16 protein-coding genes are annotated in these 25,368 nt (G+C 41.4%); 12 read left to right on the top strand and 4 right to left on the bottom strand.

The genetic code is table 11. The features are described from left to right. Positions 1–876: 876 nt before the first annotated feature. The gene (locus tag INE92_RS18720; protein WP_008770514.1) at positions 877–3,480 is read left to right on the top strand and encodes a beta-mannosidase; all 2,604 of its coding nucleotides are present in this window, start codon (positions 877–879) and stop codon (positions 3,478–3,480) included. Positions 3,481–3,490: 10 nt separating this feature from the next. On the opposite strand, the gene INE92_RS18715 is transcribed toward INE92_RS18720, so the two are convergent. Further along, positions 3,491–4,357, bottom strand: a complete 867-nt coding sequence (locus INE92_RS18715; protein WP_004317421.1) for an AraC family transcriptional regulator — start codon at positions 4,355–4,357, stop codon at positions 3,491–3,493. Between the two features lie 158 nt (positions 4,358–4,515). On the opposite strand from INE92_RS18715, the gene INE92_RS18710 reads away from it, so the two are divergent. The 11 genes from INE92_RS18710 (at position 4,516) to cysK (ending at position 19,745) form a co-directional block, all read left to right on the top strand. After that, positions 4,516–6,093 carry a sodium:solute symporter gene (locus INE92_RS18710; protein WP_004317423.1) on the top strand — a complete coding sequence of 526 codons (1,578 nt, stop codon included), beginning with the start codon at positions 4,516–4,518 and terminating at the stop codon, positions 6,091–6,093. A 14-nt stretch (positions 6,094–6,107) separates the two neighbouring features. Beyond that, entirely contained in the window at positions 6,108–7,133 is a 1,026-nt protein-coding gene (locus tag INE92_RS18705) for a glycoside hydrolase family 130 protein (RefSeq protein ID WP_008018960.1), read from the top strand. 224 nt (positions 7,134–7,357) lie between these two features. Further along, a complete protein-coding gene (locus INE92_RS18700) occupies positions 7,358–10,486 on the top strand; it encodes a SusC/RagA family TonB-linked outer membrane protein (protein ID WP_004302753.1) in 3,129 nt (1,042 codons plus the stop codon). A gap of 10 nt (positions 10,487–10,496) precedes the next feature. After that, positions 10,497–12,035: a RagB/SusD family nutrient uptake outer membrane protein gene (locus tag INE92_RS18695; protein ID WP_004317432.1), complete on the top strand. Its 1,539-nt coding sequence runs from the start codon at positions 10,497–10,499 to the stop codon at positions 12,033–12,035. Between the two features lie 16 nt (positions 12,036–12,051). Beyond that, on the top strand, positions 12,052–13,029 hold the full coding sequence (locus INE92_RS18690; protein WP_004317434.1) for a hypothetical protein: 978 nt from the start codon (positions 12,052–12,054) through the stop codon (positions 13,027–13,029). Positions 13,030–13,046: 17 nt separating this feature from the next. Further along, positions 13,047–14,510, top strand: coding sequence for a hypothetical protein (locus INE92_RS18685; protein WP_004317436.1), 1,464 nt, complete (start codon positions 13,047–13,049; stop codon positions 14,508–14,510). Between the two features lie 10 nt (positions 14,511–14,520). After that, positions 14,521–16,005: a hypothetical protein gene (locus INE92_RS18680; protein ID WP_008019539.1), complete on the top strand. Its 1,485-nt coding sequence runs from the start codon at positions 14,521–14,523 to the stop codon at positions 16,003–16,005. A gap of 13 nt (positions 16,006–16,018) precedes the next feature. Further along, positions 16,019–17,203 carry a glycoside hydrolase family 26 protein gene (locus INE92_RS18675; RefSeq protein ID WP_004317441.1) on the top strand — a complete coding sequence of 395 codons (1,185 nt, stop codon included), beginning with the start codon at positions 16,019–16,021 and terminating at the stop codon, positions 17,201–17,203. A gap of 301 nt (positions 17,204–17,504) precedes the next feature. Then, positions 17,505–18,305 (top strand): alpha/beta hydrolase, encoded by an 801-nt coding sequence (locus INE92_RS18670; RefSeq protein WP_008770519.1) that lies wholly within the window; start codon positions 17,505–17,507, stop codon positions 18,303–18,305. Positions 18,306–18,334: 29 nt separating this feature from the next. Next, entirely contained in the window at positions 18,335–18,676 is a 342-nt protein-coding gene (locus INE92_RS18665) for a cupin domain-containing protein (RefSeq protein WP_004298587.1), read from the top strand. A gap of 121 nt (positions 18,677–18,797) precedes the next feature. Continuing rightward, positions 18,798–19,745: a cysteine synthase A gene (gene cysK, locus INE92_RS18660; protein WP_004317446.1), complete on the top strand. Its 948-nt coding sequence runs from the start codon at positions 18,798–18,800 to the stop codon at positions 19,743–19,745. 254 nt (positions 19,746–19,999) lie between these two features. Here the strand turns inward: cysK and INE92_RS18655 are convergent, their stop codons facing one another. The 3 genes from INE92_RS18655 to INE92_RS18645 all read right to left on the bottom strand — a co-directional run bounded on the left by INE92_RS18655 (position 20,000) and on the right by INE92_RS18645 (position 25,366). Continuing rightward, positions 20,000–22,294 carry a glycoside hydrolase family 3 N-terminal domain-containing protein gene (locus tag INE92_RS18655; RefSeq protein ID WP_211421229.1) on the bottom strand — a complete coding sequence of 765 codons (2,295 nt, stop codon included), beginning with the start codon at positions 22,292–22,294 and terminating at the stop codon, positions 20,000–20,002. Between the two features lie 112 nt (positions 22,295–22,406). Beyond that, the gene (locus tag INE92_RS18650; RefSeq protein WP_195436312.1) at positions 22,407–23,669 is read right to left on the bottom strand and encodes a hypothetical protein; all 1,263 of its coding nucleotides are present in this window, start codon (positions 23,667–23,669) and stop codon (positions 22,407–22,409) included. A gap of 20 nt (positions 23,670–23,689) precedes the next feature. Further along, complete coding sequence (locus INE92_RS18645) at positions 23,690–25,366, bottom strand: SusD/RagB family nutrient-binding outer membrane lipoprotein (RefSeq protein ID WP_149944157.1); 1,677 nt, start codon at positions 25,364–25,366, stop codon at positions 23,690–23,692. Between the last annotated feature and the right edge of the window lie 2 nt (positions 25,367–25,368).

Below are 25,368 nucleotides of genomic sequence, written 5' to 3'. Positions count from 1 at the left end.
GTTATCACATTTCTGATATCAAAAGTGTGATTCATTATGAGAAGCTTTTCCAACCCGCTTACCTGATTCGCTATTCAATGCTGAATTTGAAACAAGATGGTAATTTGATTAATATCCCCCTGTTTTTGGCGGATAAGACAAAAGAACTATTGAAGGATAAAAGTTGAAAGAGCCTTCTGAAGGAATCAATAACCTTCTTAAAAAAGGAATATTTAATCATTGGAAGAAGGACGTGAATTGCAGTTTGGTAAAGAAAAGCAGGAAAATGTCCTGCATTTGTAATTACACGATTCTCTATTTCTGCTGTTTCGAAAATATGCCAATCAAGCTGCGATAGATTTTTGATTATTTTTGTTATTTGGAGAACAGATGCCCGAATAACTAATCATTTTATTGTTTTTTCCTGTCCGATATATTATGGTAAACTAGAGAAAAAAATGTTTCTTAATAGTCCATTTTTATCTTCTTCACCGGGGAACGATAGCTTCCTCGGTGAGGAACAAGTCGATGCACACCGAGGAACACTTCGTTGGTTTTAAAGCAATGAGCGGTTTCTGAATAGAGAAAGATGCATATCCTGTTTGCTTTTATGCAATATTAGGCATCTTTTTGTATGCTCATGCATTTATTTATGCAGTTTATTTTCCGGTTCGTTATTTTCTAATTGGCCATTTCCTTGTATAATATTAAAAATAGAACATTGAAAGTATATATTATCAAGTCGATAAGCAGTTGTTTATTTAAATAAAATAAATTCCTATTACCCTTTTCAAGAAAGTATAATGATTAAGTAATATAGTATTAAAATATTGATTGACAATTGCCTATGTTTGCAACGTTATTTTAAATGGAAATCTAATACACAATAAAGTTGTTATGAGAAAATCAACAAGGATAATTTATTTAAAGATGGTTGCACTAGCTATGGTCACTACATTTTCCACTCTGAATGGTAACATATCTGCCAATACACTTCAGAAAGAACTCCATTCGGGATGGAGGTTTAAACAAGCTCGTCTTTCTAACTGGTATCCTGCTACAGTCCCGGGAGTAGTACACACTGACTTGATTGATAATAAAATCATTGAAGATCCTTTTTATCGCTTAAATGAAAGAGGTGTACAGTGGGTTGATAAGGAAGACTGGATTTATGAAACAACCTTCGATGTAGCACCCGAATTGATGGATAAAAACAATATACGGCTTTATTTTAAAGGGCTTGATACTTATGCGGATGTCTATTTGAATGGAGAAAAGATATTGGAGGCAGACAATATGTTTCGTGAATGGAAACTTCCCGTAAAAGATAAACTGAAAGCAAAGGATAATAAATTAAGGATATATTTCCATTCTCCTATTAAACGGGATATGCCTAAATGGGATGCGCTGCCTTTTCACTATGAGGCAATCAACGACCAGTCGGAGAATGGAGGAGTATTCAATAGAAAGGTTAGTGTTTTTGCCCGTAAGGCAGGCTATCATTATGGTTGGGACTGGGGACCTCGCCTGGTAACTTCTGGTATCTGGAGACCTGTTTTATTAGAAGCATGGGATGATTTGCGGATAGAAAATGTGTTTATCCGGCAAAAAGAGGTTTCTTATAAACATGCCGACATTAGTAATATTGTAGAAATACTAGCCGATAAAGATATTGAGAAGGCTGAAGTTACGGTCAGAGACAATAAGACTGGAAAGATTTATGGTGCTACTGCTACCTGCCTGACAAAAGGATTGAATAAGATTGCTGTAAACTTCTTTATAAAGAATCCTAATTTGTGGTGGAGCAATGGACTTGGAAAAGCCAATCTATATGAATTCCGGACCGAAGTAAAAACAAACGAGCAAAATAAGGACTGTCTTATAACTTCTACAGGAATACGTTCATTAAAAGTTATACGTAAGGAGGATAAAGAGGGAAGATCATTCTATTTTCAACTTAATGGAATACCTGTATTTTCCAAAGGGGCTAATTATATCCCTTGTGATAATTTTCTGCCTCGTGTGACGAAGGAACTGTATGAGAAAACGATCCTGGATGCTGTCAATGCTAATATGAATACTTTGCGTGTGTGGGGTGGAGGGACTTATGAAGATGATTATTTCTACGAATTATGCGATAAATATGGTATTCTTGTGTGGCAGGATTTTATGTTTGCCTGCAGCGTATATCCCTCCGAAGGTGAATTGCTGGAAAATATTCGTCAGGAAGCGATTGATAATGTTCGCCGTTTGCGCAATCACCCTTCTCTTGCTTTATGGTGTGGTAATAATGAATGCCTGGAAGCTTGGTTTGGTTGGAATTGGAAAGAAAACTATGCGAAGCAGAATCCGGAGTATGCCCGGATTATCTGGCAGCAGTATGAAGATCTGTTTCATAAAATGCTACCGGAAGTGGTGACAGAAAATAGCCCTGAAACATTTTATTGGCCTTCGTCGCCCTTCAGTCGTTATGACGGAGTTTCCGAGAATAATAAAGGGGATACGCATTATTGGGCTGTATGGCATGCAAAAAAGCCGATCTCCGAATATAATAAGGTGCGTAGTCGTTTCTTTAGTGAATATGGTTTTCAATCTTTTCCCGAATTTGAGTCGGTCAAAATGTATGCTCCGTACCCTGAAGACTGGGAAATAACTTCCGAGGTAATGATGTCTCATCAACGGGGAGGTGAGTTCGCGAACAAACTGATTGAAGACTATTTGCTGAACGAATATCGCAAACCTAAAGATTTCGAATCATTTCTGTATATGAACCTTGTACTGCAAGGGGATGCTATTAAGACGGCTATTGAAGCACATCGCAGGGATATGCCTTACTGTATGGGGACATTATTTTGGCAACATAATGATTGCTGGCCGGTTGCTTCGTGGTCGAGCCGTGATTACTACGGACGTTGGAAAGCGCAACATTATTTTGCCAAGGCAGCTTTTCGGGACGTGCTTGTATCTCCCATAGTTAATAATGACAGGCTTGATGTATATATTGTATCTGATAGATTAAGGAAAACGAGCGCTATACTGGAACTGGAAGTCTGTGACATGGAAGGAAAGCTTGTTAATTCAATCAGAAGATCGGTAACTATTCCTGCTAATGAAAGTAAAGTCGTTATGTCCCACAGATTGAATTCATTTATAAAATCACAACCGGAAAATCAGCTTGTTATCTCCGCAACCCTTACCGATCAACAAGGAACGATTTACACAAATAATTATTTCTTGACGAAGCAAAAGGAGATGTTATATCCGCAAGTGAATATATCATATCAATTAAAGTCACTGCCTGACGGATATGAATTGACTTTAAAAGCAGACCGTTTTGCAAGAGCTGTATACTTGTCTCTTGATGGAATTGATAATTTCTTTGAAGATAATTATTTCGATTTGATGCCGGGAAAAGATAAGATAGTGAAAGTTCGTACCGATATTTCATATACGGACTTTTCCCGACAGCTAAAAATCAAATCGTTGGTCGATGGATATTAAATAAATGCACTTAATATTTAATCAACATCTGTTGCAGGATTGTACGGTATTCGCTAGGTGTGTTTCCTTTCTTCTTTTTGAATATCCGAATAAAGTTCGATAGATTATTAAATCCGCACGAGTAGCAGATTTCTGCTACCGTGTGTGATGTTTCAGTCAGCATCTGGCAAGCACGGGCCACACGGAGGTTGTTGATATAGTCAATAAAGGTGCAATTTGTTTTCTTTCTGAAGAAATGGCTGAAAGCGGATTCTGACATATTTACCAGAGCTGCTACATCTCCCAGTTTGATAGGTTCTTCAAAATTCTTCTCTATATAGTCGCAGACTTTTGCAATGCGTCTACTTTTTGAGGTACGTATCGTGTCTTTTGTGTCATAGAGATTACTGACTAAAATATGTCTGTCGGCAGTGGAGAGATCATACAAGATAGAGAGAAACTCTAAAACGGTGTGGAAGCCTTGCATCCGGGTAAGCTGGAGAATTTTCTCTTTCATTGCCAGCATGGTGTTTTCAGAAAAGCTAATTCCTTTCTGTGAGTCGAGTAACAGTTGTTTAATCGGGCTGAATAGTCGTTTCTCCAATATTGGAAAATTGAGCAATTTGTCCGAGAACTGAATTGTCACCACATGATTGCCTTCTACAATCTCCCCTTTCCAGGCATGCGGAAGATTGGGGCCAGTCATTACCAAATCCAGATTGTCAAACTTTTCGACTGAATCGCCTACAATTCTTTCTCCATACGTATTCATCACAAGATTAATTTCATAGTCGGAGTGATAATGTACCGGATAATCAAATTTTGCATTGGGATGATTTAAAACGATGAATAAATCATCAGAAGAAATGGGAGTAATTTCCTTTTGAATGTCTTTCATAAGAACTGTATTTAACTTGATACAAATGTACGAATAATAATAATACAAAAACAGGCTATTCAAAAAAGTATAATTATTAAGCAATATAATATCAAAAAACTATCATTATATGCCTTACATTTGCAAAGTGAATCATACTTAATAACTAATTGAATGCTATGGAATCATTTTCTATCGGAACTATTGATATTATAATCGTAGTCGTATATTTGCTATTTATTATATGGTGGGGTGTAAAGAACGGAAAGAGTTCGGATGCTCAATCGTATTTTCTTGCCGGACGTTCCATGCCCTGGTGGGTTGTAGGGTTGTCTCTGTTTGCCGCCAGTATATCCAGTACTACGCTTATCGGGCAATCGGGTGATGCTTATGATACGGGGCTTGCCGTTTTCAATTATAACCTGACCGGTATTGTAGTTATGGTGTTTTTTGCTGTTTTCCTTCTACCTTTATATATAAGGTCGAAGGTTTTTACGATTCCGGAGTTTCTGGAGAAGAGATTTGATAAACGTTCCCGTTACTACTTTTCCGCTATTTGTATTATCGGAAATATTTTTCTGGATGCTGCCGGTGCGCTTTATGCAGCCGCATTAATTATCAAACTGGTATTACCTGAAGCTGATCTTCAGATGATTATTATAGTCTTTGCTATTATTGCAGCTTCATATACAATTCCGGGAGGACTTTCTTCTGCCATTAACGCGGAACTGATACAGGCGGTAGTTTTGATTTTGGGTTCGGTTTTGCTTACCTATTTCTGTTTTCAGCAGGGAGGAAGTTATTTCTATCATTTGTTTGAAAACGATGATATATTGGTGAAGCTGATTCGCCCGTTGTCCGATAATGCCACTCCTTGGTTGGGGCTGATCGTGGGGATGCCCATATTGGGTATTTACTTCTGGGCTAATAATCAGACTTTAGTACAACGTGTTTTGAGTGCCAGAACTATTGATGAAGGTCGGAGAGGTGTTATATTCACAGGTTTTCTCACGATGAGCACATTGTTTATTATCGCTATTCCCGGATTGATTGCCCGTGATTTATTTCCAGGTTTGGATAAACCCGATATGGTATATCCTAATATGGTGATGCAATTAATGCCTATGGGTTTGCTGGGTATTATGCTGGCTGCTCTGTTGTCTGCATTGACTTCTACGATTAGTGCTATCTTGAATTCTACTTCTACTTTGTTTACGATGGACTTTTATGCGAAGTTTAATAAACATGCTGATACAAAAAAGCTGGTATTGGTTGGTAAAATCGCTTCTTGTGTGATTATTCTGTTAGCTGCATTATGGGCGCCTCAAATTGGTAAATTCGGATCTCTTCTAAAATATTATCAGGAAATGCTTTCTTATATTTCTCCTCCTATCGTAGCGGCTTTCCTTCTTGGAATTTTTAATAAGAGAGTGAATGGTGGCGGAGCTTTTATGGGATTGATTCTCGGTCTGGTAGTAGCGGTTCTTTTACTTTTCTTTAAAAATACGGTTTTTGGTGATTTGCACTTTTTGTTGATGGTTCCTTTCTTATTGATATTCAGTATAATGGTGATTTATGTAAGCAGTTTCTTTTATGCGGCTCCGGGTAAAGATAAGCTTACTGACACCACCTTTTCTTTTAGCGATCTGAAAGAAGAATATGTAACCTTGAAAACAGTAGTCTGGTATAAGAACTATCAGGTATGGGCAGGGGTGTTACTTGCGTTAAGCGTATTGATTTGGATTATTTTTCAATAAAATAAATAGAATATATGAAATTAAAGAAATTTGAAGGAAACCCGATTCTTTCTCCGTCGGAAAAGAATGATTGGGAATCTTTGGTGACTTGTAATCCTGGCGTGTTCTATGATAACGGCATGTTTTATATGTTATATCGTGCTGCAGGTAATGATAGAGAACATGTTATCCGCTTGGGATTGGCTACGAGCAGGGATGGGTTTTATTTTGAAAGACACTCGGATCGGCCGGCTTTTTCTCCGAGTGTCGATGGGCCTGATTCCGGATGTGTGGAAGATCCTCGTATTGTGAAGTTTGATGGTGAGTATTATATTACTTATGCCTATCGGCCGGTACCACCCGGGCAGTATTGGAAGTTTGGGCATGATGAAGTTTTACTTCCTGAATGTGGTAAGTATGCTCCTGCAGCTATTGCTAAGAATTTAGGTAATACTGGGCTGGCTGTTACTACAGATTTTTGCCATTTTCGCCGTTTGGGACGTCTGACTTCGCCGGTGCTTGATGATCGCGATGTGATTCTTTTTCCCGAGAAGGTAAACGGACAATTTGTTATGTTACATCGCCCCAAGCAGTATATTGGCGAAAAATTTGGTGTAGAATACCCTTCTATCTGGATAAAGTTTTCGGATGATTTATTAGATTGGGAGGGTAAGGAAAGCCATCTTCTTCTGACAGGACGTGAAAATACTTGGGAGGAAAAGATTGGTGGAAGTACTCCTCCCTTGAAAACGGACAAGGGTTGGTTGATGCTCTATCATGGTGTGGAGCATGGCGGAAAAGGGTATTATAGGGTGGGGGCTTTATTGCTCGACTTGGATAACCCTCTGAAAATACTAGCCAAAACGCATGAATCAATTCTCGAACCGGAAGAGGACTTCGAGATAAACGGGTATTATAACGGTTGTGTATTCCCTACGGGAAATGTGATTGTGGATGATACGCTCTTTGTGTATTATGGTAGTGCGGATAAGTATGTCTGCGTGGCTACCTGCTCTGTAAATGAACTGCTCTCTTACTTGTTGACCGACTGCAAGGTGTAATTAACTGAATCTCCTTTATCTTTTAGTCTTTTAATGTGATGTGTATACACTGTTTATGTGTACATTGGGGAGGTTGCTATGCGAAAAATAGATAATCATAGATTAAATCGTTCAAAAAAGTATAATAATAGAGTAAATAGTGCGAATGAAAATGAAAGGTTATAGTCTATATTTGTATTATCAAATTATCAGTAAAGAATTCAACGCTTAAATTTTATATTATGATGAATAAACAGAAAAAACGGCTTGGTAGCATGTCACTCTGCAAAGTTGTGTTGATATGCCTTTTTTTGTCCGTATTTTCTACCGCATGGGCTGCGGTAGAGCAAACATCTTCCAAGATTACTGTGACTGGAGTGGTTAAAGATGTACAAGGTGAGCCTCTGATAGGAGCTACTATTAAAATTAAAGGTTCGGCTGTAGGAACAGTCAGTGATTTTGATGGGAATTACTCTCTGGCCAATGTGCCGGTGAATGGGGTTTTAGAGTTTTCTTATGTAGGTATGAATAGTATAGAAATATCGGTTTCCGGAAAAAAGGTGGTAAATGCGGTACTTAGTGATGCTACTCAATTACTTGATCAGGTGGTGGTCATTGGGTACGGGTCGGTGAAAAAGAGTGATTTGACGGGATCGGTTGCGACGGTAAAGCCGGAGGCATTAAGTGATATACCGGCTAATTCTGTTGAAGGATTGTTGCAGGGGCGTGCGGCTGGTGTACAAGTAATCAATTCGTCACAGGATCCGGGAGCCGGATCAACGGTTCGTATTCGTGGTAATAGTTCGCTGCGCGGATCCAATTCACCTTTGATTGTGGTAGATGGTTTTCCATTGGGAGATGCCGGTGATTTGAAACAGATTAATACCGATGATATTGTTTCAATGGAAGTATTAAAAGATGCTTCTGCTTCTGCAATTTATGGTTCCAGAGGTGCTAATGGAGTTATAATTGTAACCACTCGAAGGGCGAAAGAAGGAACTACGACGGTATCTGTCAAACAGCAGCTCACTTTCTCCGAATTTTCTTCCAAACTGGATTTGTGGAGAGACCCGGTGATGATGGCAATGTTGAACAATGAGGGACGTGTGAATGGTGGATTACAGCCGCTCTATATCGGTGCAAATAATTCTGCCGGTGTTTATTACCCGTCTATTGAGGAGCTTCAGACTACTTGGACAACCAATACCCGTTGGGATGAATTAGTGTTTAGAGATGCGCCTGTGTCTAATAATACAACAGTTTCTGTCTCCAGTGCTAACGAGAAGACGAGTTTTAACTTGAGTGCTAATTATTATACGGACCAGGGAATGTATATTGATGATGATTATAGTAAAGGGGGGTATAATCTGAATGTCAGTCATAAGATATATAAGAACTTTACGATTCGTGCATCCAATATTCTATATCTTGGCAACCGTAATAACAATGGCGGAATGGCGTATTGGAGAAATCCGATTTATCCTGTGTATAATGAAGACGGAACTTATTATCAGACTACTGCTCAAGATTATAGTCATCCTATCGCTATTCGCGAGCATAAAAAGGATAAAACCAAAATGCTGGATGTTATCTCATCCGGGGCTTTTGAATGGCAAGTGATACCGCAACTTCGTCTCACAAGCCAGTTGAATTATAAATATGGAAAATCTACCAACGACCAGTATCTGCCACAGAAATACACCCAAGTCGGTACGGAGAATCGTGGTAGGGGAGTCATTGGTAACACAGAGAATCAAAATTTTGTTTCCGAAACATTTGCCAATTACTCTCAAATGTTCGGCAAACATGAAGTGGGCGCCATGGTAGGTCATTCTTACGAGTGGTATCAATATCGTGATTCGTATCTGACTGCTAATGGTTTTGTGAATGAAGCATTGGGAAATGAGAATATGGGAGCCGGAGAGAAAGCGAACAATATTATTTCCAACGGGTTCTCGAAAAGTAAACTGGTTTCCGGAATGGCCCGTCTGAATTACACTTATGATAATAAGTATTTGCTTACTGCCACTTTTCGTGCCGACGGTTCTTCTAAATTCGGTAAGAATAACAAGTGGGGGTATTTCCCTTCCGGAGCTATCAGCTGGAAAGCTCACGAAGAGAAGTTTATAAAGAAACTAAATACATTTGATGAATTGAAGTTTCGTTTAAGTTACGGTATTTCGGGAAATCAGGGAATCAGTCCTTATCAGACTCTTAGCCGTTATGGAACGACTAAATATTACCATCAGGGACAATGGCTGACTGCTATCGGTCCCGGGTATGAGTCAGGGCAGTCCGGGCAAGACGGAATCTGGAAAATTTGGAGTGGAATTCCTAATCCGGATCTGAAATGGGAGACAACTGCGCAATGGGACTTTGGTATTGATATGGCTTTCTTTAACAGAAGACTTCGCGTCACTTTGGATATTTACAATAAAGAGACGTCTGATCTGTTGAGAGAAAGAAACCTAGCCCTTTCTTCCGGTTATGACCGCATGTGGGTGAATGATGGTAAGATTCGCAACCGGGGATTTGAAGTAACGATTGACGGAGTTATGGTAGATAAAAAAGATTGGAGCTTGAATGGAACTTTTATATTCTCTATGAACCGTAACAAGGTGCTTGATTTGGGAAGTAGTGTCGAATCAGGTTTATTGAAAGATGCCCGTACGGGAATGGAATATGAAGTTGTCGGTAACTTGAGTGAACAGTATCGCTCTTATACTAATATACTTGCTATTGGCCAACCGATCAATGTCTTTTATGGATATAAATGTGATGGAATTATTCAGACTTTGCCGGAAGGACTTAACGCAGGATTGTCGGGAGAAGATGCTATGCCGGGAGAATTCAAATATGTCAATACGTATGATGGGGACGGGACACAAGGTGTTGTGAATGAAAACGATAAATGTATTATCGGTGATCCTAATCCTGATTTTACGGCAAGTCTGAATCTTTCTTTCCGTTGGAAGAAACTGGATGCGAGTATTTTCCTGAATGGTGTGTTTGGGAATGATGTGTTGAACACCAAGACTTTTGGTGATCCGCATAATGCCGCACTCCGTTGGACACCTGACAACCCGACTAACAAATATCCCAGTCTGCGTGACGGACGTCAGACTCGCTTTTCTGACTATTGGATAGAAGACGGCTCTTTTGTGAGAATTCAGAATCTGACAGTAGGGTATACCTTTGATTTGCCTAAACAGAAAGTGTTTGCCTCGAAAATACGCCTATATATGAATGCTTCCAATTTATATACATTTACCAAGTTCGACGGGTATGATCCGGAAGTCGGGCAAAACGGAATTTATTCCGGTGGGTATCCTCGCTTGAGGAAATGGACAGTAGGTCTTGATATAACATTCTAAATTAAATGATATGAAAAAGAATATATACACTTTCATTTTAATAAGCTGTATCCTGGGCTTTTCCGGTTGCAGTCTTGATGAAGAGCCTTACGGATTCTATTCCGAAGATAACTTCTATAAAACAGAGGGGGATGCAATGGCAGCTATTCATTACGCTTATGCTACTCTTACCTATATCGAGTATTCACGTGCTCTTTATTTCATCGGTGATATGCCTACTGAAATTATGACTACTAAAGGAGATGCCTCCGTTGATAATCGTGCCTTGAATCTGTGGAGAATTGATAACTTTGATACCAATGCTACTTTGGTCAATTTCTTTAAATACTCATTCATCGCTATTAATCGGGCGAATGCTGTCATTAAGAAGATGCCGGGTACGGATATTGATTCCAAGCTAAAGGATCAGTATTTGGGTGAAGCTTATTTTTTACGTGCATACAATTACTTCTGTCTTTCACGTAACTTCGGTTTGGTACCGATGCATTATGGAGTAGTGGAGACACTGTCGCAAACGGGTACTCCTTTGGCAAATAATATGGATGAGATTTATGATTTGATGATTGACGATTGTAAAAAAGCGGAAGAATTGTTGCCTGTATACGCTGCCCCCATAATGGGACGTATCGATAGAGTCGGTGCACAGGCTTTGTTAGCTAAAATCTATTTATATGCAGCTTCTGCCAAAGCAAATAATGTGCCTTTATACAAGGAAATGGCGAAAGATGTCAATTCTCTCTATCAAGATGCTATGACTTATGCCGGAAGAGCATTAGGATTGGATCCGGATTATCCGCAGAATACGTATGGTTTTGAAAGTGATTTGCTCAAGATTTATGATGTAGAGAACTTTGCCGGTAAAGAAAATATTTTCTTGATGTCTATGGATAGAACGGGAGAGGCAGAAGGACAATATTCTAAGATATCCAAAATGTTCCTTCCTTATATTGAGGGTGCTACTATCTGGATCAAGCAAGGAGACAAGGATGAATATATAAAATCTCATGACGGTTGGGGAGAATATCGTACGGAAATGAATTTCTATAATGAGTTTGATGGAAACGATTTGCGTAAGAAAGATCTCATTGTGGACAAGGTGTATAATGAAGATGGAACGGTAAAAGCGGAATGGAAACCGGATGGCGGTGATTTTGAGTACCCCTTCTGCCGAAAATACATCGATCCCAAATTTGATGGGGATAAGACTAGTACACGCCCCTTTCTCATTCGTTTTACTGACATTGCTATGGTGTATGCCGAAGCTGCCGGCCCGACTACCAAAGCTTATGAACTGATAAACTTTATCAGACATAGGGCAGGATTGGGGGATTTGACTCCAGGATTGCCGATAGATGAATTCCGGGAGAAAGTATATGAAGAACGTAAGTTTGAAATGGCTTTTGAAGGAGATCGTATGTACGATATTCGTCGTTGGGGCAGGATTGGAGAAATCAAAGAAGTGAAGGATGCCGGACTAAATGAAAGTCAATATTCTTTCTATCCGTTGCCGCAAACCGAGATTAATCTTAATCCAAGTTTAAGAGAATAATAAAAAATCGTGAGCTATGAATAAACTATTAAAATACACACTGTTTATCCTTTGTATGGGGGTAATGCAATCTTGTGTGAAAGACATGCAGGATGATTTGAATGATGGAGGATGGAATAACGAGAGGTCTGTAACGAGTCTTAAATTCAAGAACCAGGTGGGACAGGCTGAAATTGAACGCATTGATGATACAACCGGGGAAGTTACCGTAACCCTTAATGTGGGGGCTATTCCTGATTTGTCGAAAGTTGAAATAGAATCTATCGAATTGTCGTATCAAGCCACAGCTTCTGCAGGTAAAGGCAGTACATTGGATTTTAGTAATCCGGAGCGAAAATCGGTTCTTACTGTAACTTCCGCAACTGGAAAAACACGTGAATATATGATCTATGTGAATGAATTCCGTGAAAGTCTGGAAGGTACATGGTCGATTAATAATTTGATTATTTATGGTGGTACAGGTCCGGAATGGGGTGGCGGAAGAGTTTATCCGTTTATGGACAAATCATGGTGCTGGTATGATGAATATTCCCCGGAAAAAGAGTATGACAATACACTGACCTTTATTATGGAGAATATCACAGATGATGGAAACACATCCGGGAAATGTATAAATGCTGCCGGGCCTGACGGGAAATATGCAGATTTTATATTTAAAGGTTCTTCTAATCCGGCAGATAAGACGGATATTGATCTGAAGAAGTATTATCGGAAAATCCCAGTAGGAGAGAGCCGTTGGATTCGTAATTACAGTTTAGGTACCATTACTTTTATTGATTCGGACGGAAATGAATCGACTGCCGTACTCGAAAATCCGGGAACTTATACATTATTCCAGGGGGGAGGTTATACCAATACGGTAACTTTGCCGAATAATGCTTTCTCTTTCCAAATCAATGGTGTGGATGAGTGGACTTATATTTATACTGATTATGATGTGTTTGCTAAACAGGCACGTAAGTTCTTTGTACTCGTGACAAAAAATGAGGATTAACTAATGGATGATAAAATATGAAGAAATACTTCTTTATTTTTATAGTTGCCTTTTTTGCATCCTGTTCTCCGGTAGAACAGGATGTAATAATCACCATAGATACGGAAACGGTGCTAAATGATTGCTATATAGGTAATGGGGCGCAATGGGATCCTTATCAACTGGATTATGGCAAAGGTAAACTAACTATTTCGGAAGCCGATTGGGAGAAACTGTATGACAGACTTGATTTTATGCGTCCGCAGTTTATTCGTATCATGATTAATACTTCTTCGTTTGTTGACCAGGGGAGATTGGTGCCGGAACGGGGGATGGAAGTATTATCCAAAATGTTAGACTACTGCCAGAGTCGTAATGTGACTGTCATGTTCGGAGATTGGGGATGGAGTGTCATTCGTGCCCGCGAAGCAGAGATTGACAGTCAAAGTCTTCGTCACGCAGCTGCCTTGGTTGATTATCTGGTTCATAATAAAGGATATTCTTGTATCCGCTATTACAATCTGGTGAATGAGCCGAATGGTTATTGGGCTGCCACTAATAAGAGTTTTCCTCTTTGGGCATCATCTGTCCGGCAGTTTTATCAATATATGAAAGAATTTGACCTGATCGGAGAAGTTGGTATCGTCGGTCCGGATATTGCCATCTGGGATAAAGCGGAGACAGGATGGATGGATAGCTGTGCAGTGCAGTTGAACGAACAAATAGAACTTTACGATATCCATACTTATCCGTCTAAAGTCACCGTTAATTCTGGAGAATATGCAGATATTATTGCTGCCTATAAAGAGAAGATTCCTGAAGGAAAGAAAATCGTGATGGGAGAAATTGGTTTTAAATTTGTGGAAAAGGCTGATTCTTTGTATCAGAAGGAGAATATTCGTAGAGCAGGGAGTAAAGTTAACGCCTCGTTGGAAGATTCGCAGATGTTTGTTTATGATTATATGTATGGAACAGATATGGCAGATGCTCTTATTCAAACTGTCAATACTGGTTTTTCAGGTTCCATTGCCTGGATGCTGGATGATGCCATGCACTCTAATGAAGCACCTGACAAACTGAAGATTTGGGGATTCTGGAATATATTCGGTGAAGAATGTTTCGGAGCAGAAGAGGAAAACGTCCGTCCGTGGTATTATGCCTGGTCGTTACTGACCAGGTATATGCCTGCCGGAACTGCGGTTTATAGAACAGACACCACCGGAGAGCCTTTCGTAAAGGCTGCCGTATCAGGAAAAGATGGGAAATATATGATTGCTTTGGTGAATGTTTCTGATAGTCCGAAAACGGTAAAACTAAAAAGTAATGTTCTTTCTTCTCTGTCAGGTTGTAAAAAGTTCATCTATTCGGACGGTACGTTGAAACAGAAAGGAGATTGTCTCCTTTTGCCGAATGATGAGAACTTGATTCTTCACCTTGAGAAAGGAGAAACAGTGACTATGCCGGCAGAATCACTGATAGTGTATACTAATTACGATTATTAAAAACAGAATGATGAATTTAAAAACAATAATAGGAACTTTTGTGGTGGGGATGTTGCTTGTTTCATGTACGCACTCTGACAACCGGCTGACAGTGAATGTATCTCAAGAGGTTGTTACTTCCGGTTACATAGGAAATGGTGTGGAGTGGGACCCTTACGATGAAGCCGAGTCATGGGGAGCCTCCGTTTCTGACGAAGACTGGCAGAAACTGTTTAAACGCCTTGACTTTATGCGTATGGGCTATGTGCGTTGTATGATTAACAGTCCTTTTCGTTATTATGATCCGCAGACGGGAAAGTATGATAAAACACGTAATATAGCGTCACTTTCCCGCTTGTTGCAGTATTGTACGGATCATAATATTGTGGTGATGTATGGTGAATATAATCCCCCTACTTGGGCTATGAAGGATGAACAATGTTGGGTGGATATGTCTGTCGATTACCTGAATTATCTGGTCAATGATCTTGGCTTTTCCTGTATCAAATATTTTGTGATCTTTAATGAACCTGATGGGAATTGGGCTTCAACTGACGGTGACTACGACCTGTGGAAATCCATGTTACTCCGTTTTGCGGATAAGATGAAAGAATATCCCGGACTAGACGGCAAAGTGAAGTTTGCCGGCCCTGATGCAGTCGTTGATTACAAGAATCCGTCTTCTCCATTTGACGCGGCAGGCTGGGTGAAACAGGCGGCCACCGACTTGGATTCGCACATCGGTATTTACGATATTCATGCCTATCCCGGACAACATGAAGTACGTTCTGGGCAATATGCGGAGATTCTGGCTCGCTATAAGGAATTTATTCCTGCTGGTAAAAAGATTGTGTTGGGAGAGGCCGGTTACAAATATTGGCGTGAAGCAGATTCGTTGTTAATGAAAGAGTATAACCGGCGTGTCGAAGGTCATCCGTTTACTAAAGGTACAGATTCTAATATGTTGGTATACGACTATTTTTATGGTCTTGATATGCCATTGCTCTGTATGGAGGTAATGAATGGAGGATATTCGGGAATAGCTGCCTGGATGTTGGATGACGCAATGCACAGTAGCGGTGATTCTGGTAAGACGGAAGATATTAAGTTGTGGGGAATGTGGAATATCTTAGGAGAAGAAGTCTTCGATGACCCTTCGCAGGAAGAAATCCGTCCGTGGTATTACACTTGGTCATTGATGTGCCGTTATTTTCCGACTGGTTCTAATATCCTTAAAACAACGCTTGATCGCACGAAAGGTGTTTATGCGGCTGCTGGAGAATATCAAGGAAAATATGTTTTTGCTGCCGTTAATATAGGAGACGAGGATCGATCTTTGGATATTTCTTTGCCTGCTGCTCTCGAGAATGTTTCTTTATATGTATATGAAGAAGGGAATAGGCAAACTAACAATGAAGGACACCCCGTCCCTGTCCAGACAGGATTAACTGTTGATGGAACTTATCAGACTATCCTCAAGGCTCAAAGTTTTATTTTATTAACGAATATAGATTAAAAGACAGATAATTATGAAAAAGCAAATCAATATACTTTTGGTCGGATTAGCATCCGTCTTTATGAGTTGTAGCGATGTGGAAGAGGTATCGGCGCTTTATCCGGAATATGAAGAAGTGAAAGAACTCTCCATTGTAGATAAAAATGCGACTTCCGAGACTAAAGCCTTGTATTCGAATCTTTGGGCTATTCAGTCAAAAGGTTTCATGTTCGGACATCATGATGATCTTTGGTATGGTCGTAAATGGTATAATGAGGAAGGACGCTCCGACACTCATGATGTTTGTGGTGACTATCCGGCAGTTTTCAGTTTTGATGTTGCTGAAATAATGGATGATCGTTATCAGAACCCGGAAAATGAAATCCGTAAAAGAGTCGCTTTAGAGGCTTATGAGCGTGGCGAGGTACTTATTGCATGTGCACATCTGAATAATCCGTTGACCGGAGGTGATTCATGGGATAATTCCAGTAATGAGGTTGTGAAGGAGATTCTTAAAGAGGGAAGTCCTACACATCTTAAATTTAAAACTTGGCTGGATCGTTTGGCGAATTTTGCACTGAATTTGAAAGGTAAGAATGGTGAATTGGTTCCGGTCATTTTCCGCCCTTATCATGAGCATACCCAAACATGGTCGTGGTGGGGGAGTTCATGTACGACTAGTGATGAATTTACTTCCTTTTGGAAATTTACAGTCAATTATTTGCGGGACACAAAAAATGTGCATAACCTTATTTATGCGATTTCCCCGCAAATAGATTCTGTGCAGGGACGTGAGAACTTTCTATTTAGATGGCCCGGCAATGACTATGTAGATTTTTTAGGAATGGATTCTTATCATGGTTTGAGTCCGGTTGTGCTGACTACCAATATGAATACCTTGTCTCGTCTGTCAAAAGAACTGAAAAAACCGTGTGGGGTTACAGAAACCGGAGTAGAGGGTATTCAACGTGATGGTGTTCCGGAGAAAAACTATTGGACACAGCAAATCCTTACCCCTGTTACAGGACAGTTTGTCAGCATGATTGTGATGTGGAGAAACAAATATGATCCTAGTGAAAGTGAGTCGCATTTCTACTCTGTTTTTAAAGGGCATGCCTCTGAAAAGAGTTTTATAAAGATGTATGAAAGTCCGGTTTCGCTTTTCTCTGCCGATTTGCCGGATATGTATACAATGGCTGAAGGAATGAATGTGAAATGATAAACGCGGGTGTTATCGCTTTTTATATAAGAATTAGTCTTATGTATACAGAAGACTAGTTTTCTAGCTGAATAACTTTATTCGTCTGACAACTGTATACTTTTTGTCTGACAGTTGTTAGACGAAAGTTCAACAGTCGTCAGACGAATAATTTTTTGCATGAACAGAATTAGCTGTATGTAGAAGGACTATTTCTTATTAGAATTTCGTAATATTGCATTTTATAAGAAACATGGATGCCATTTGGTTGTATGCTGCTTATTGGGAAAGAATACTAAAAAATACTGAAATAAATAAGATCATGAAAAAGATTTGCCTTCTTCTCTTTTTGCTTTGTGCTTGCATTGCTCAAGCACAAAATGCTTATCGCACAGACAAAGATATATCTTATGTCTCTGGTTCCGAAACAGACACCTATCGTCGGGAACGTTGTAAACTGGATATTTATTATCCTGAAAACAAGAAGGATTTCTCAACTATCGTCTGGTTTCATGGAGGTGGTATGGAAGGTGGAAATAAATTTATTCCCAAAGAATTGAGAGAACAAGGGTTTGCAGTAGTGGCGGTGAATTACCGTTTGAGTCCGAAAGCAAAGAATCCGGCTTACATCGAAGATGCGGCTGAAGCTGTGGCATGGGTTTTCAAGAATATTGAAAAGTATGGTGGTCGTAGGGATCATATTTTTGTTTCCGGTCATTCTGCGGGAGGTTATCTTTCGTTGATTCTGGCAATGGATAAGAAATACATGGCAGCATACGGAGCAGATGCCGATAGTGTAGCTGCTTATCTTCCGGTGAGTGGTCAGACGGTGACACATTTCACTATTCGTAAGGAACGCGGTTTACCTGACGGTATTCCGGTGGTTGATGAGTATGCTCCGGTAAATAAGGCCCGCAAGGAAACTGCTCCTCTCGTGTTGATTACGGGGGACAAGCATCTGGAGATGGCGGCAAGGTATGAAGAAAATGCGTTGTTGGAAGCTGTCTTGAAAAGTATAGGTAACAAGAAGGTGACTTTGTATGAAATGCAAGGATTCGATCATGGTCAGGTGCTCGGCCCGGCATGTTATCTGATTGCAGATTATGTGAAGAGATTCAAATAATATAGTTATAAATAAGAATAGATTGGAAGATGAAAACACGCAGTGATGCTTTTCAGTTTGAGAAAGAATTGGATTGGGAGAAACCGGCTCCGGGAATCCGCCGCCAGATAATGGGGTATGACGGGCAACTGATGATGGTGAAAGTGGAATTTGAGAAAGGTGCCGTCGGTTCTATGCATCAACATTATCATAGCCAGGCTACTTATGTTGCAAGCGGCAAGTTTGAATTGACTATTGGCGATCGGAAAGAAATTCTTTCTACAGGTGACGGTTATTATGTGGAACCTGACCAGCCTCATGGATGTGTTTGTCTGGAAGCAGGTGTATTGATTGATACATTCAGCCCTATGAGAGCTGATTTCTTAATATAATATCTGGCAGGAAGTCAGATATATGTGGTATGAATTTACCACATATATGGTATTTACCCTGAACAGAATCCGCACTATCTTTGTCATATATTAAAACAAGAGGAATTTAAAACAGATATATATGGAAAAGATAGCAAGAAAATTGACGGATTTGGTAGGTAATACTCCGTTATTGGAACTTAGTAACTATAATACAAGTAACGACCTGAAAGCTCGTCTGATTGTAAAGATTGAATCTTTCAATCCGGCAGGAAGCGTGAAGGACCGCATAGCATTGGCTATGATTGAGGATGCAGAAACGAAAGGAATTTTGCATCCCGGAGCAACTATCATTGAACCGACCAGCGGGAATACCGGTGTGGGATTGGCTTTTGTTTCGGCAGCTAAAGGCTATAAACTGATTCTGACGATGCCCGATACCATGAGTATCGAACGGCGTAATCTTCTGAAAGCTTTAGGGGCGGAATTAGTATTGACTCCTGGTGCGGATGGTATGAAGGGAGCCATTGCCAAAGCTGAAGAACTGAAGGCGGTCACTCCGGGAGCTGTCATCTTGCAACAATTTGAGAATCCTGCTAACCCCGCCATGCATTTACGAACTACTGGTCTGGAAATATGGAGAGATACCGAGGGGAAAGTCGATATCTTTGTGGCCGGAGTAGGTACTGGCGGGACGGTTAGCGGTGTAGGTGAAGCGCTGAAGATGCGTGATCCGAGTATAAAGATCGTGGCAGTAGAACCTTCTGATTCTCCGGTACTATCGGGAGGAAAACCAGGTCCGCATAAGATTCAGGGAATCGGTGCAGGGTTTGTTCCTAAAACGTACAAGGCTTCTATCGTAGATGAGATTATTCAGGTGCAGAATGACGATGCCATTCGTACGAGTCGTGAATTAGCCAAACAGGAAGGTTTGTTGGTAGGCATATCTTCAGGAGCGGCTGTATATGCTGCTACGGAACTGGCGAAGCGACCGGAAAATGCCGGGAAAATGATTGTTGCATTATTACCCGATACAGGCGAACGTTATTTATCTACCATTTTGTATGCTTTTGAGGAATATCCTTTGTAATAATGCCGCTTTCCTCCAGATAAAAACAACCGCTCCTTTGGACTCAAACGATTGTCTTTTTGTTGTAGACATACGGTCGTTTGGAGCAAGAGGAGCGGTTGTTTAAGTTTGGTTGAACAGCCGTTTGAGGCTGTTCAGCCGGTTAGATGATAATTTGAGTTCACCACAAAGTAACGCAGTGTCTCATAGAGTTATTGTCGGGAGTGTATGCATTAATAATGCGCATTTATTTATAAATACCTACTTATAAATGCCTACTTATAAGTAATAGTCAATACTTGATTTCCGCATTGCATACGGAAATCTCCTTGTTCCAGTACCCATTGCCCGTCGGAATTGACAAAAGCCAAGTCGCTGCCTTTGATGGATAGAGTGACAGTTTGGGTTTCGCCCGGTTGCAGTTCCACCTTTTTGAAGGCTCGTAACCGGCGGTTTTCGGGAGTAAGCGAAGCCACAAGATCACTGCTGAATAGCATGACAACTTCTTTTCCGGTATATTTACCGGTATTGGTTACATCTATGGAAAAGTGCAAATCATCTCCTGTGGTAAACGAAGATTTGTCCGTTTGGAAGTTGCTGTATTCGAAAGTGGTGTAGCTCAATCCGTATCCGAAAGGCCATTGAACGGAGACTACTGCATTGTAGTCGTAAGCTCCTTCCATTTTGTCCATCTCTTCACTCACCCGATAATCGTAGGTAGTCAGTGCTGCTTCGTGTCGCGGATATGTGTAAGGCATCTTGGCACTGGGGTTCACGTCTCCTGCCAGAATGTTCGCTAATGCATCACCACCATAGTTTCCGGGTAATAGAATGTCAATAACAGCATCAGCTAATGGCTCCAGGTCGTTGATAATGCGGGGACGACCCTCATTAAGTATCAGGATGATCGGTTTTCCCGTAGCGGCAAGTGCCTTTACCAGTTTGCTTTGGTTGGCAGAGATGGCAAGCTCGGAAAGATTACCGGGTGTTTCGCAATATGAATTTTCACCGATGCAGGCGATAATAATATCCACGTTGCGGGCAGCGGCCACAGCTTTCTCAATTTCCGGTTCATTTTCTTCCATGTAAGCACCTTCGGGTTTGTAGGTTACGCCCTGTTCCAGACGGACATGATCGGCTCCGAATTTGTTGCAGATTGCTTCGTAAATGGTGTTATATTTGTCGGCAAATCTATCGGTCAGATGTCCTTGCCATGAATAGCTCCAACCACCGTTCAAGCAACGCATAGAGTTGGCGTTCGGACCGGTTACCAGTAGCTTTTTCCCTTGAGGAAGCGGAAGAATATTATCTTTATTTTTTAGCAATACTTCCGATTCTTCGGCTGCATGAAGTGCGATAAGCGCATGCTCCTTGCTGCCGAAGAGAGGATAATCTTTCAATAAAGTGTTCGGATGATCGAACAGACCCAAACGGAATTTAAGTCTAAGCACCCGGCGGACGGCATCGTCAATACGGCTCATGGGTATTTTCTTCTCTTGCACTAACTCTTTTAGTAGTGTACAATAATTGAGATCATACGGTTCCATAGCCATGTCTATACCTGCATTGATTGCCATTTCGATGGCTTCTTTTTTGTCCGCCGCCACATGTTCGCGGGTATAAAGATTGTTGATGTCCGCCCAGTCGGTGATTAACATTCCGTCCCATCCCAAGTCTTCTTTCAGCCATTGTGTAAGGAGTTCGCGGTCGGCGTGCACAGGCTTTCCGTTGATGGAACCACTGTTGACCATTATAGTCAGTGCACCAGCTTCCACACAAGCCTTGAACGGTGCAAAACATTTCTCACGCAGTTCGGAAACCGATATATAAGCCGGTGTGCGGTCTTTACCGGTACGTGGCATGCTGTATCCCATGTAATGTTTCACGGAGGTAGCGATTCGGTCGGTGGGAATATGGTTAGGATCATCTCCTTGGAAGCCTCGGACAGCAGTGCTGCCCATAATGGCATTGACTAAACAGTCTTCTCCATAATTTTCCCATACACGTGGCCAACGGGGATCACGTGCCATATCGACGGTGGGGGAGTATGTCCAGGGACAATTACTAGCCCTTGTTTCGTAAGCTGTTACACGTGCCGCTTCGTAGGTCAAATCCGGATTGAAGGCAGCACCCATATTGATATTTTGAGGAAAGAGCGTGCCGCCCAATGTATAGGTAGTACCATGATTCTGATCCAGACCGTAGATACATGGAATACCAATCTCCGCCATCGACAGTTCTTGTATTCGACCGATAATCTCGTTCCACTTTTCAGGGCTTTGTGCTACCGGGCCGGGAGCATTGAGAAACGAACCTACCTTGTATTCAGCAATCGCTTTGTGGAGTTTTGCCTCGTCCAATTGGAATTCTCCATTTATCGTCTCTCCTAATACATCAATAGCGAGCTCGGTCATTTGCCCTATCTTGGCGTCAAGGTCCATCTTTGATAGAAGCTCTTCCACTTGTTGTTCTATTTTTGCGTCTTCAGGAATGGCAGTGGGAACTGCCTGTTTGGAACAGGCAGTCATTGCGATAGATGCGGTCATTAATATAATATTTCTTACTTTCATTATGATTTGTTTTTAAGTAGCATCGTTTATGTAATCTGTCATTCAGAGGGATTTAACCCGAAGAATGACAGATACTTATGGTATGAATGATTTTTAAACTGACTTAGGAACATTATTTCACGGTTACCAAATCTACATAATAGCCATGTCCTACACATAAGAATCCGGCTTCAGCTTGAATCTTATTCAACATGTCTTGTGTTAGTATCAGTGTATATTCACCGTTTTCCGTAAATTCCATCTCACCCGCCAAGCCTGTCCAATAGCCTGTGGCAAGCTGCATTTTATGATATTCGGCAGTAGGTTCTATGGAGTAGACTACTTTCAGTGTTGATCCGGCTGTGATACCGGCAAACACATCTTTTGGAATCAGACCGAAACTCTTGTTGGGGTCACCGTCCGGCTTATCCCACGAAACGTAATGGTGTCCTGACCAAAGCGTTATTTCGGTAGATACGGTCACAGTCTGTTCGGTAGTCGTAGCATTGTCGTTTAAGAACTGCACAGCCTCTCCGCTACGAGTTTTGCCTGTCATCGTATAGCTTCCATCAGACAACTCCGGACAAGTCAGCGTAACTTCCGTAGAAGATTGATTGCTGAATTGAGACACCGTCTGTCCGCCGATAGTTAGAGAAGCGATGTTTTCAAGATTGATACCGGAAATGGTCCAGTCCACGTTGGCAGTAGCCCGGTTAGCCCCCGAAATGACAAGGGAAGCATTGGTCACTTTCACCATGTCGGCTCCATATTCATTGCCGGCGGCATCTTGCAGAACGATACGGTAATCGCCTTCGCTTACGCCTGTCGGAACGATGTATTCCAGATAGTTCCCGTCTTCCGATTCAACATAAGTAGGATCGGTGATTGTGTTTCCTCCCAAGAGGATGGCTGTTACGTTCTGTAAATTACTGCCATATAAACGGGCAGTCTTACCGGGAGATACGATTCTCTCAAAGGCTACTTCTTTAGATTGAGGGTCATCAGCCAATGGATTGACCACCACCAATCCTTCACGGGAAGTCTTCTTCCCTTTCACAGTTTCCACTTCTATTTTCAAATTATACGTACCGGCTTTCAGACTACGGTTGATTTCTTTGTCGGAGTCGGTACCCGATTCTACTTCCTGTCCATCAATGAACCAGGTTACTGTGGTGTAATCTTTCGGAGTTACGGTCAGCGCGATGGATAAGTTCGCATCCCGGCTGATGTTGGCGAATGTAGCCAATTGCCCGTTCGTTCTGTCAGGGAATACCGGGGCAAGGATATGCGGATCATCATTTTCCGTCACCGTAGCGAACGGTTCTTCCTCGGTGCATGCAGTAAATGTGGAGCCTACAGCGAGTAGGGCAAATAGTGCAATATATATCTTTTTCATAATGGATGATTGTTTAATAGTTAGTTTTCAGTATCCCACCACAGAAGGCTGTGCCAATTGTCTGTTCCTCCCATGCGCTCGATGGCTTCGTTGTAGCTCTTTTTATTATAGGAAGATTCCAATACAGGATAGCAGAGACGTACCGGAATTTCCGTTCCACCGGTGAGATATTGTCCGAACCCATATTCTGCCGGTGATTTCAACTTCGGATAACCGGAACGACGCACGTTTGCCCAACATTCGGCAGGATTGGTGAAGTGAAGAATCCAGGCCTGTGTATTGATAGCTTCAAGTTTCTGATTGTCCGTATGTCCGAACGTCCCTCTACCTTGAATGAATGCATCAAACTCTGCATCAGTAGTAGCCGTGCAACCGTAGTTGTCTGTCAGGAAATCCATAGCTGCACGCACTCCTTGCTTGTAAAGATCTTCTGCCGACACACTGCCGACATTCCATTTTTTCACGGTAGCTTCCGCCATCAGGAATTTCACTTCTGCAGAGGTCATCACTACGCCCGGATTGTCGCTTTTTAGGAAATTATTGGCAAGTTTGGGTTCCACTTCACGAGCCATAGTTACCGTAACGGAAGGATTGTTAACGGCTAATTCCTTACAAATATCGCTGTCGTATCCTGTAGGCCATGGTTCCCACGAGTAGGCACCCGGGTCGCGCGGACTGAAATCAATCCCTTTTTCAATCATCTCCTGGGTGATGTCGACACGATTGTCGGGACTGGTGGCACTCATCAGCCCGTCATAATAACAACGGGAAATTTTGAATGTACGAGGGTCACCGGATTGGCGTAGCTGATTAAAGAAAGTGGAGCAGAGGTAACTTGGATTATTAGCGGGGTCGTTGCCGAATAATAACTGCGACAATGAATTTCCGCGATAATCAGAGTAAGCTTCTTGTCCGAAACTAAATGCGATTGTCATGTACTTGATGAGCGCATCGCTTGAGGCGTCCGTTATCACACCCCCATTGGCAGCCAAAGCGTTTTCAAATTCCGTTTGTGCCTTTGTAGGATTGACATTGGAGATTCGCATGGCAAAACGTAGGCGAAGCGAGTTTGCCAGTTGTTGCCATTTAGTTACATCACCGGCATAGATGAGGTCACCTGTCACTTTATCTTTGGTCGGATCGATTTTATTGACGGCATCTTCCAGCTCCAGAAAGAAAGCGTTGTAAATATCTTCCTGTTTGTCATACTTCGGATTGAACTTTCCTTCGAGGAATCCCAGGCCGGCTTCACTGAAAGGAGCGTCTCCGTAAGTGTCGGTGATGATAGACATAAGATAAACCCGATAAATGCGGAGCACAGAGTTGATGTTCACTTTCTCTGCATCTTCGGCTGTGCGATATTGAGCATCAATGATATTCTTCAGGGATTGAGTGTAGAACGATGTCCAGATACGGCTCATTTCATTATTGTCTAGCGTATGGCGTCCGCCGTAGTTGGTGGTGTTCCAACATCCCATCAGTTGTTGGGTGAATGCATAATGGTAGTTACGGTAGATTTCCATCATACTAAGGTCTCCGTACGTTTGCAGTTGGGCAGTGGTGAGCTGCGCATTCGGGTCGATGGTAGCGGCCTTGGAAGGGTCGGTATTCATGTTTTCCATGTATTCATCGCTGCAAGAAGCGAAAAACAGGGCACATGCCATCGTGATGATTGTGATGTATTTAGATTGTCTCATGA

It is taken from the genome of Bacteroides xylanisolvens, from assembly GCF_018289135.1.
GTDB classification, from domain to species: Bacteria; Bacteroidota; Bacteroidia; order Bacteroidales; family Bacteroidaceae; genus Bacteroides; species Bacteroides xylanisolvens.
The sequence above is the reverse complement of the archived record's forward strand: the minus strand, read 5'-3'. Positions and strand labels throughout refer to the sequence as shown.

What these genes read in the sequence shown, in the direction of transcription:
- cysK (WP_004317446.1), top strand. Translation starts at nt 18,798, where the DNA reads ATGGAAAAGATAGCAAGAAAATTGACGGATTTGGTAGGTAATACTCCG.
- INE92_RS18710 (WP_004317423.1), top strand. Translation starts at nt 4,516, where the DNA reads ATGGAATCATTTTCTATCGGAACTATTGATATTATAATCGTAGTCGTA.
- INE92_RS18680 (WP_008019539.1), top strand. Translation starts at nt 14,521, where the DNA reads ATGAATTTAAAAACAATAATAGGAACTTTTGTGGTGGGGATGTTGCTT.
- INE92_RS18670 (WP_008770519.1), top strand. Translation starts at nt 17,505, where the DNA reads ATGAAAAAGATTTGCCTTCTTCTCTTTTTGCTTTGTGCTTGCATTGCT.
- INE92_RS18715 (WP_004317421.1), bottom strand. Translation starts at nt 4,357, where the DNA reads ATGAAAGACATTCAAAAGGAAATTACTCCCATTTCTTCTGATGATTTA.
- INE92_RS18720 (WP_008770514.1), top strand. Translation starts at nt 877, where the DNA reads ATGAGAAAATCAACAAGGATAATTTATTTAAAGATGGTTGCACTAGCT.
- INE92_RS18645 (WP_149944157.1), bottom strand. Translation starts at nt 25,366, where the DNA reads ATGAGACAATCTAAATACATCACAATCATCACGATGGCATGTGCCCTG.
- INE92_RS18700 (WP_004302753.1), top strand. Translation starts at nt 7,358, where the DNA reads ATGAATAAACAGAAAAAACGGCTTGGTAGCATGTCACTCTGCAAAGTT.
- INE92_RS18695 (WP_004317432.1), top strand. Translation starts at nt 10,497, where the DNA reads ATGAAAAAGAATATATACACTTTCATTTTAATAAGCTGTATCCTGGGC.
- INE92_RS18655 (WP_211421229.1), bottom strand. Translation starts at nt 22,294, where the DNA reads ATGAAAGTAAGAAATATTATATTAATGACCGCATCTATCGCAATGACT.
- INE92_RS18665 (WP_004298587.1), top strand. Translation starts at nt 18,335, where the DNA reads ATGAAAACACGCAGTGATGCTTTTCAGTTTGAGAAAGAATTGGATTGG.
- INE92_RS18675 (WP_004317441.1), top strand. Translation starts at nt 16,019, where the DNA reads ATGAAAAAGCAAATCAATATACTTTTGGTCGGATTAGCATCCGTCTTT.
- INE92_RS18650 (WP_195436312.1), bottom strand. Translation starts at nt 23,669, where the DNA reads ATGAAAAAGATATATATTGCACTATTTGCCCTACTCGCTGTAGGCTCC.
- INE92_RS18685 (WP_004317436.1), top strand. Translation starts at nt 13,047, where the DNA reads ATGAAGAAATACTTCTTTATTTTTATAGTTGCCTTTTTTGCATCCTGT.
- INE92_RS18690 (WP_004317434.1), top strand. Translation starts at nt 12,052, where the DNA reads ATGAATAAACTATTAAAATACACACTGTTTATCCTTTGTATGGGGGTA.
- INE92_RS18705 (WP_008018960.1), top strand. Translation starts at nt 6,108, where the DNA reads ATGAAATTAAAGAAATTTGAAGGAAACCCGATTCTTTCTCCGTCGGAA.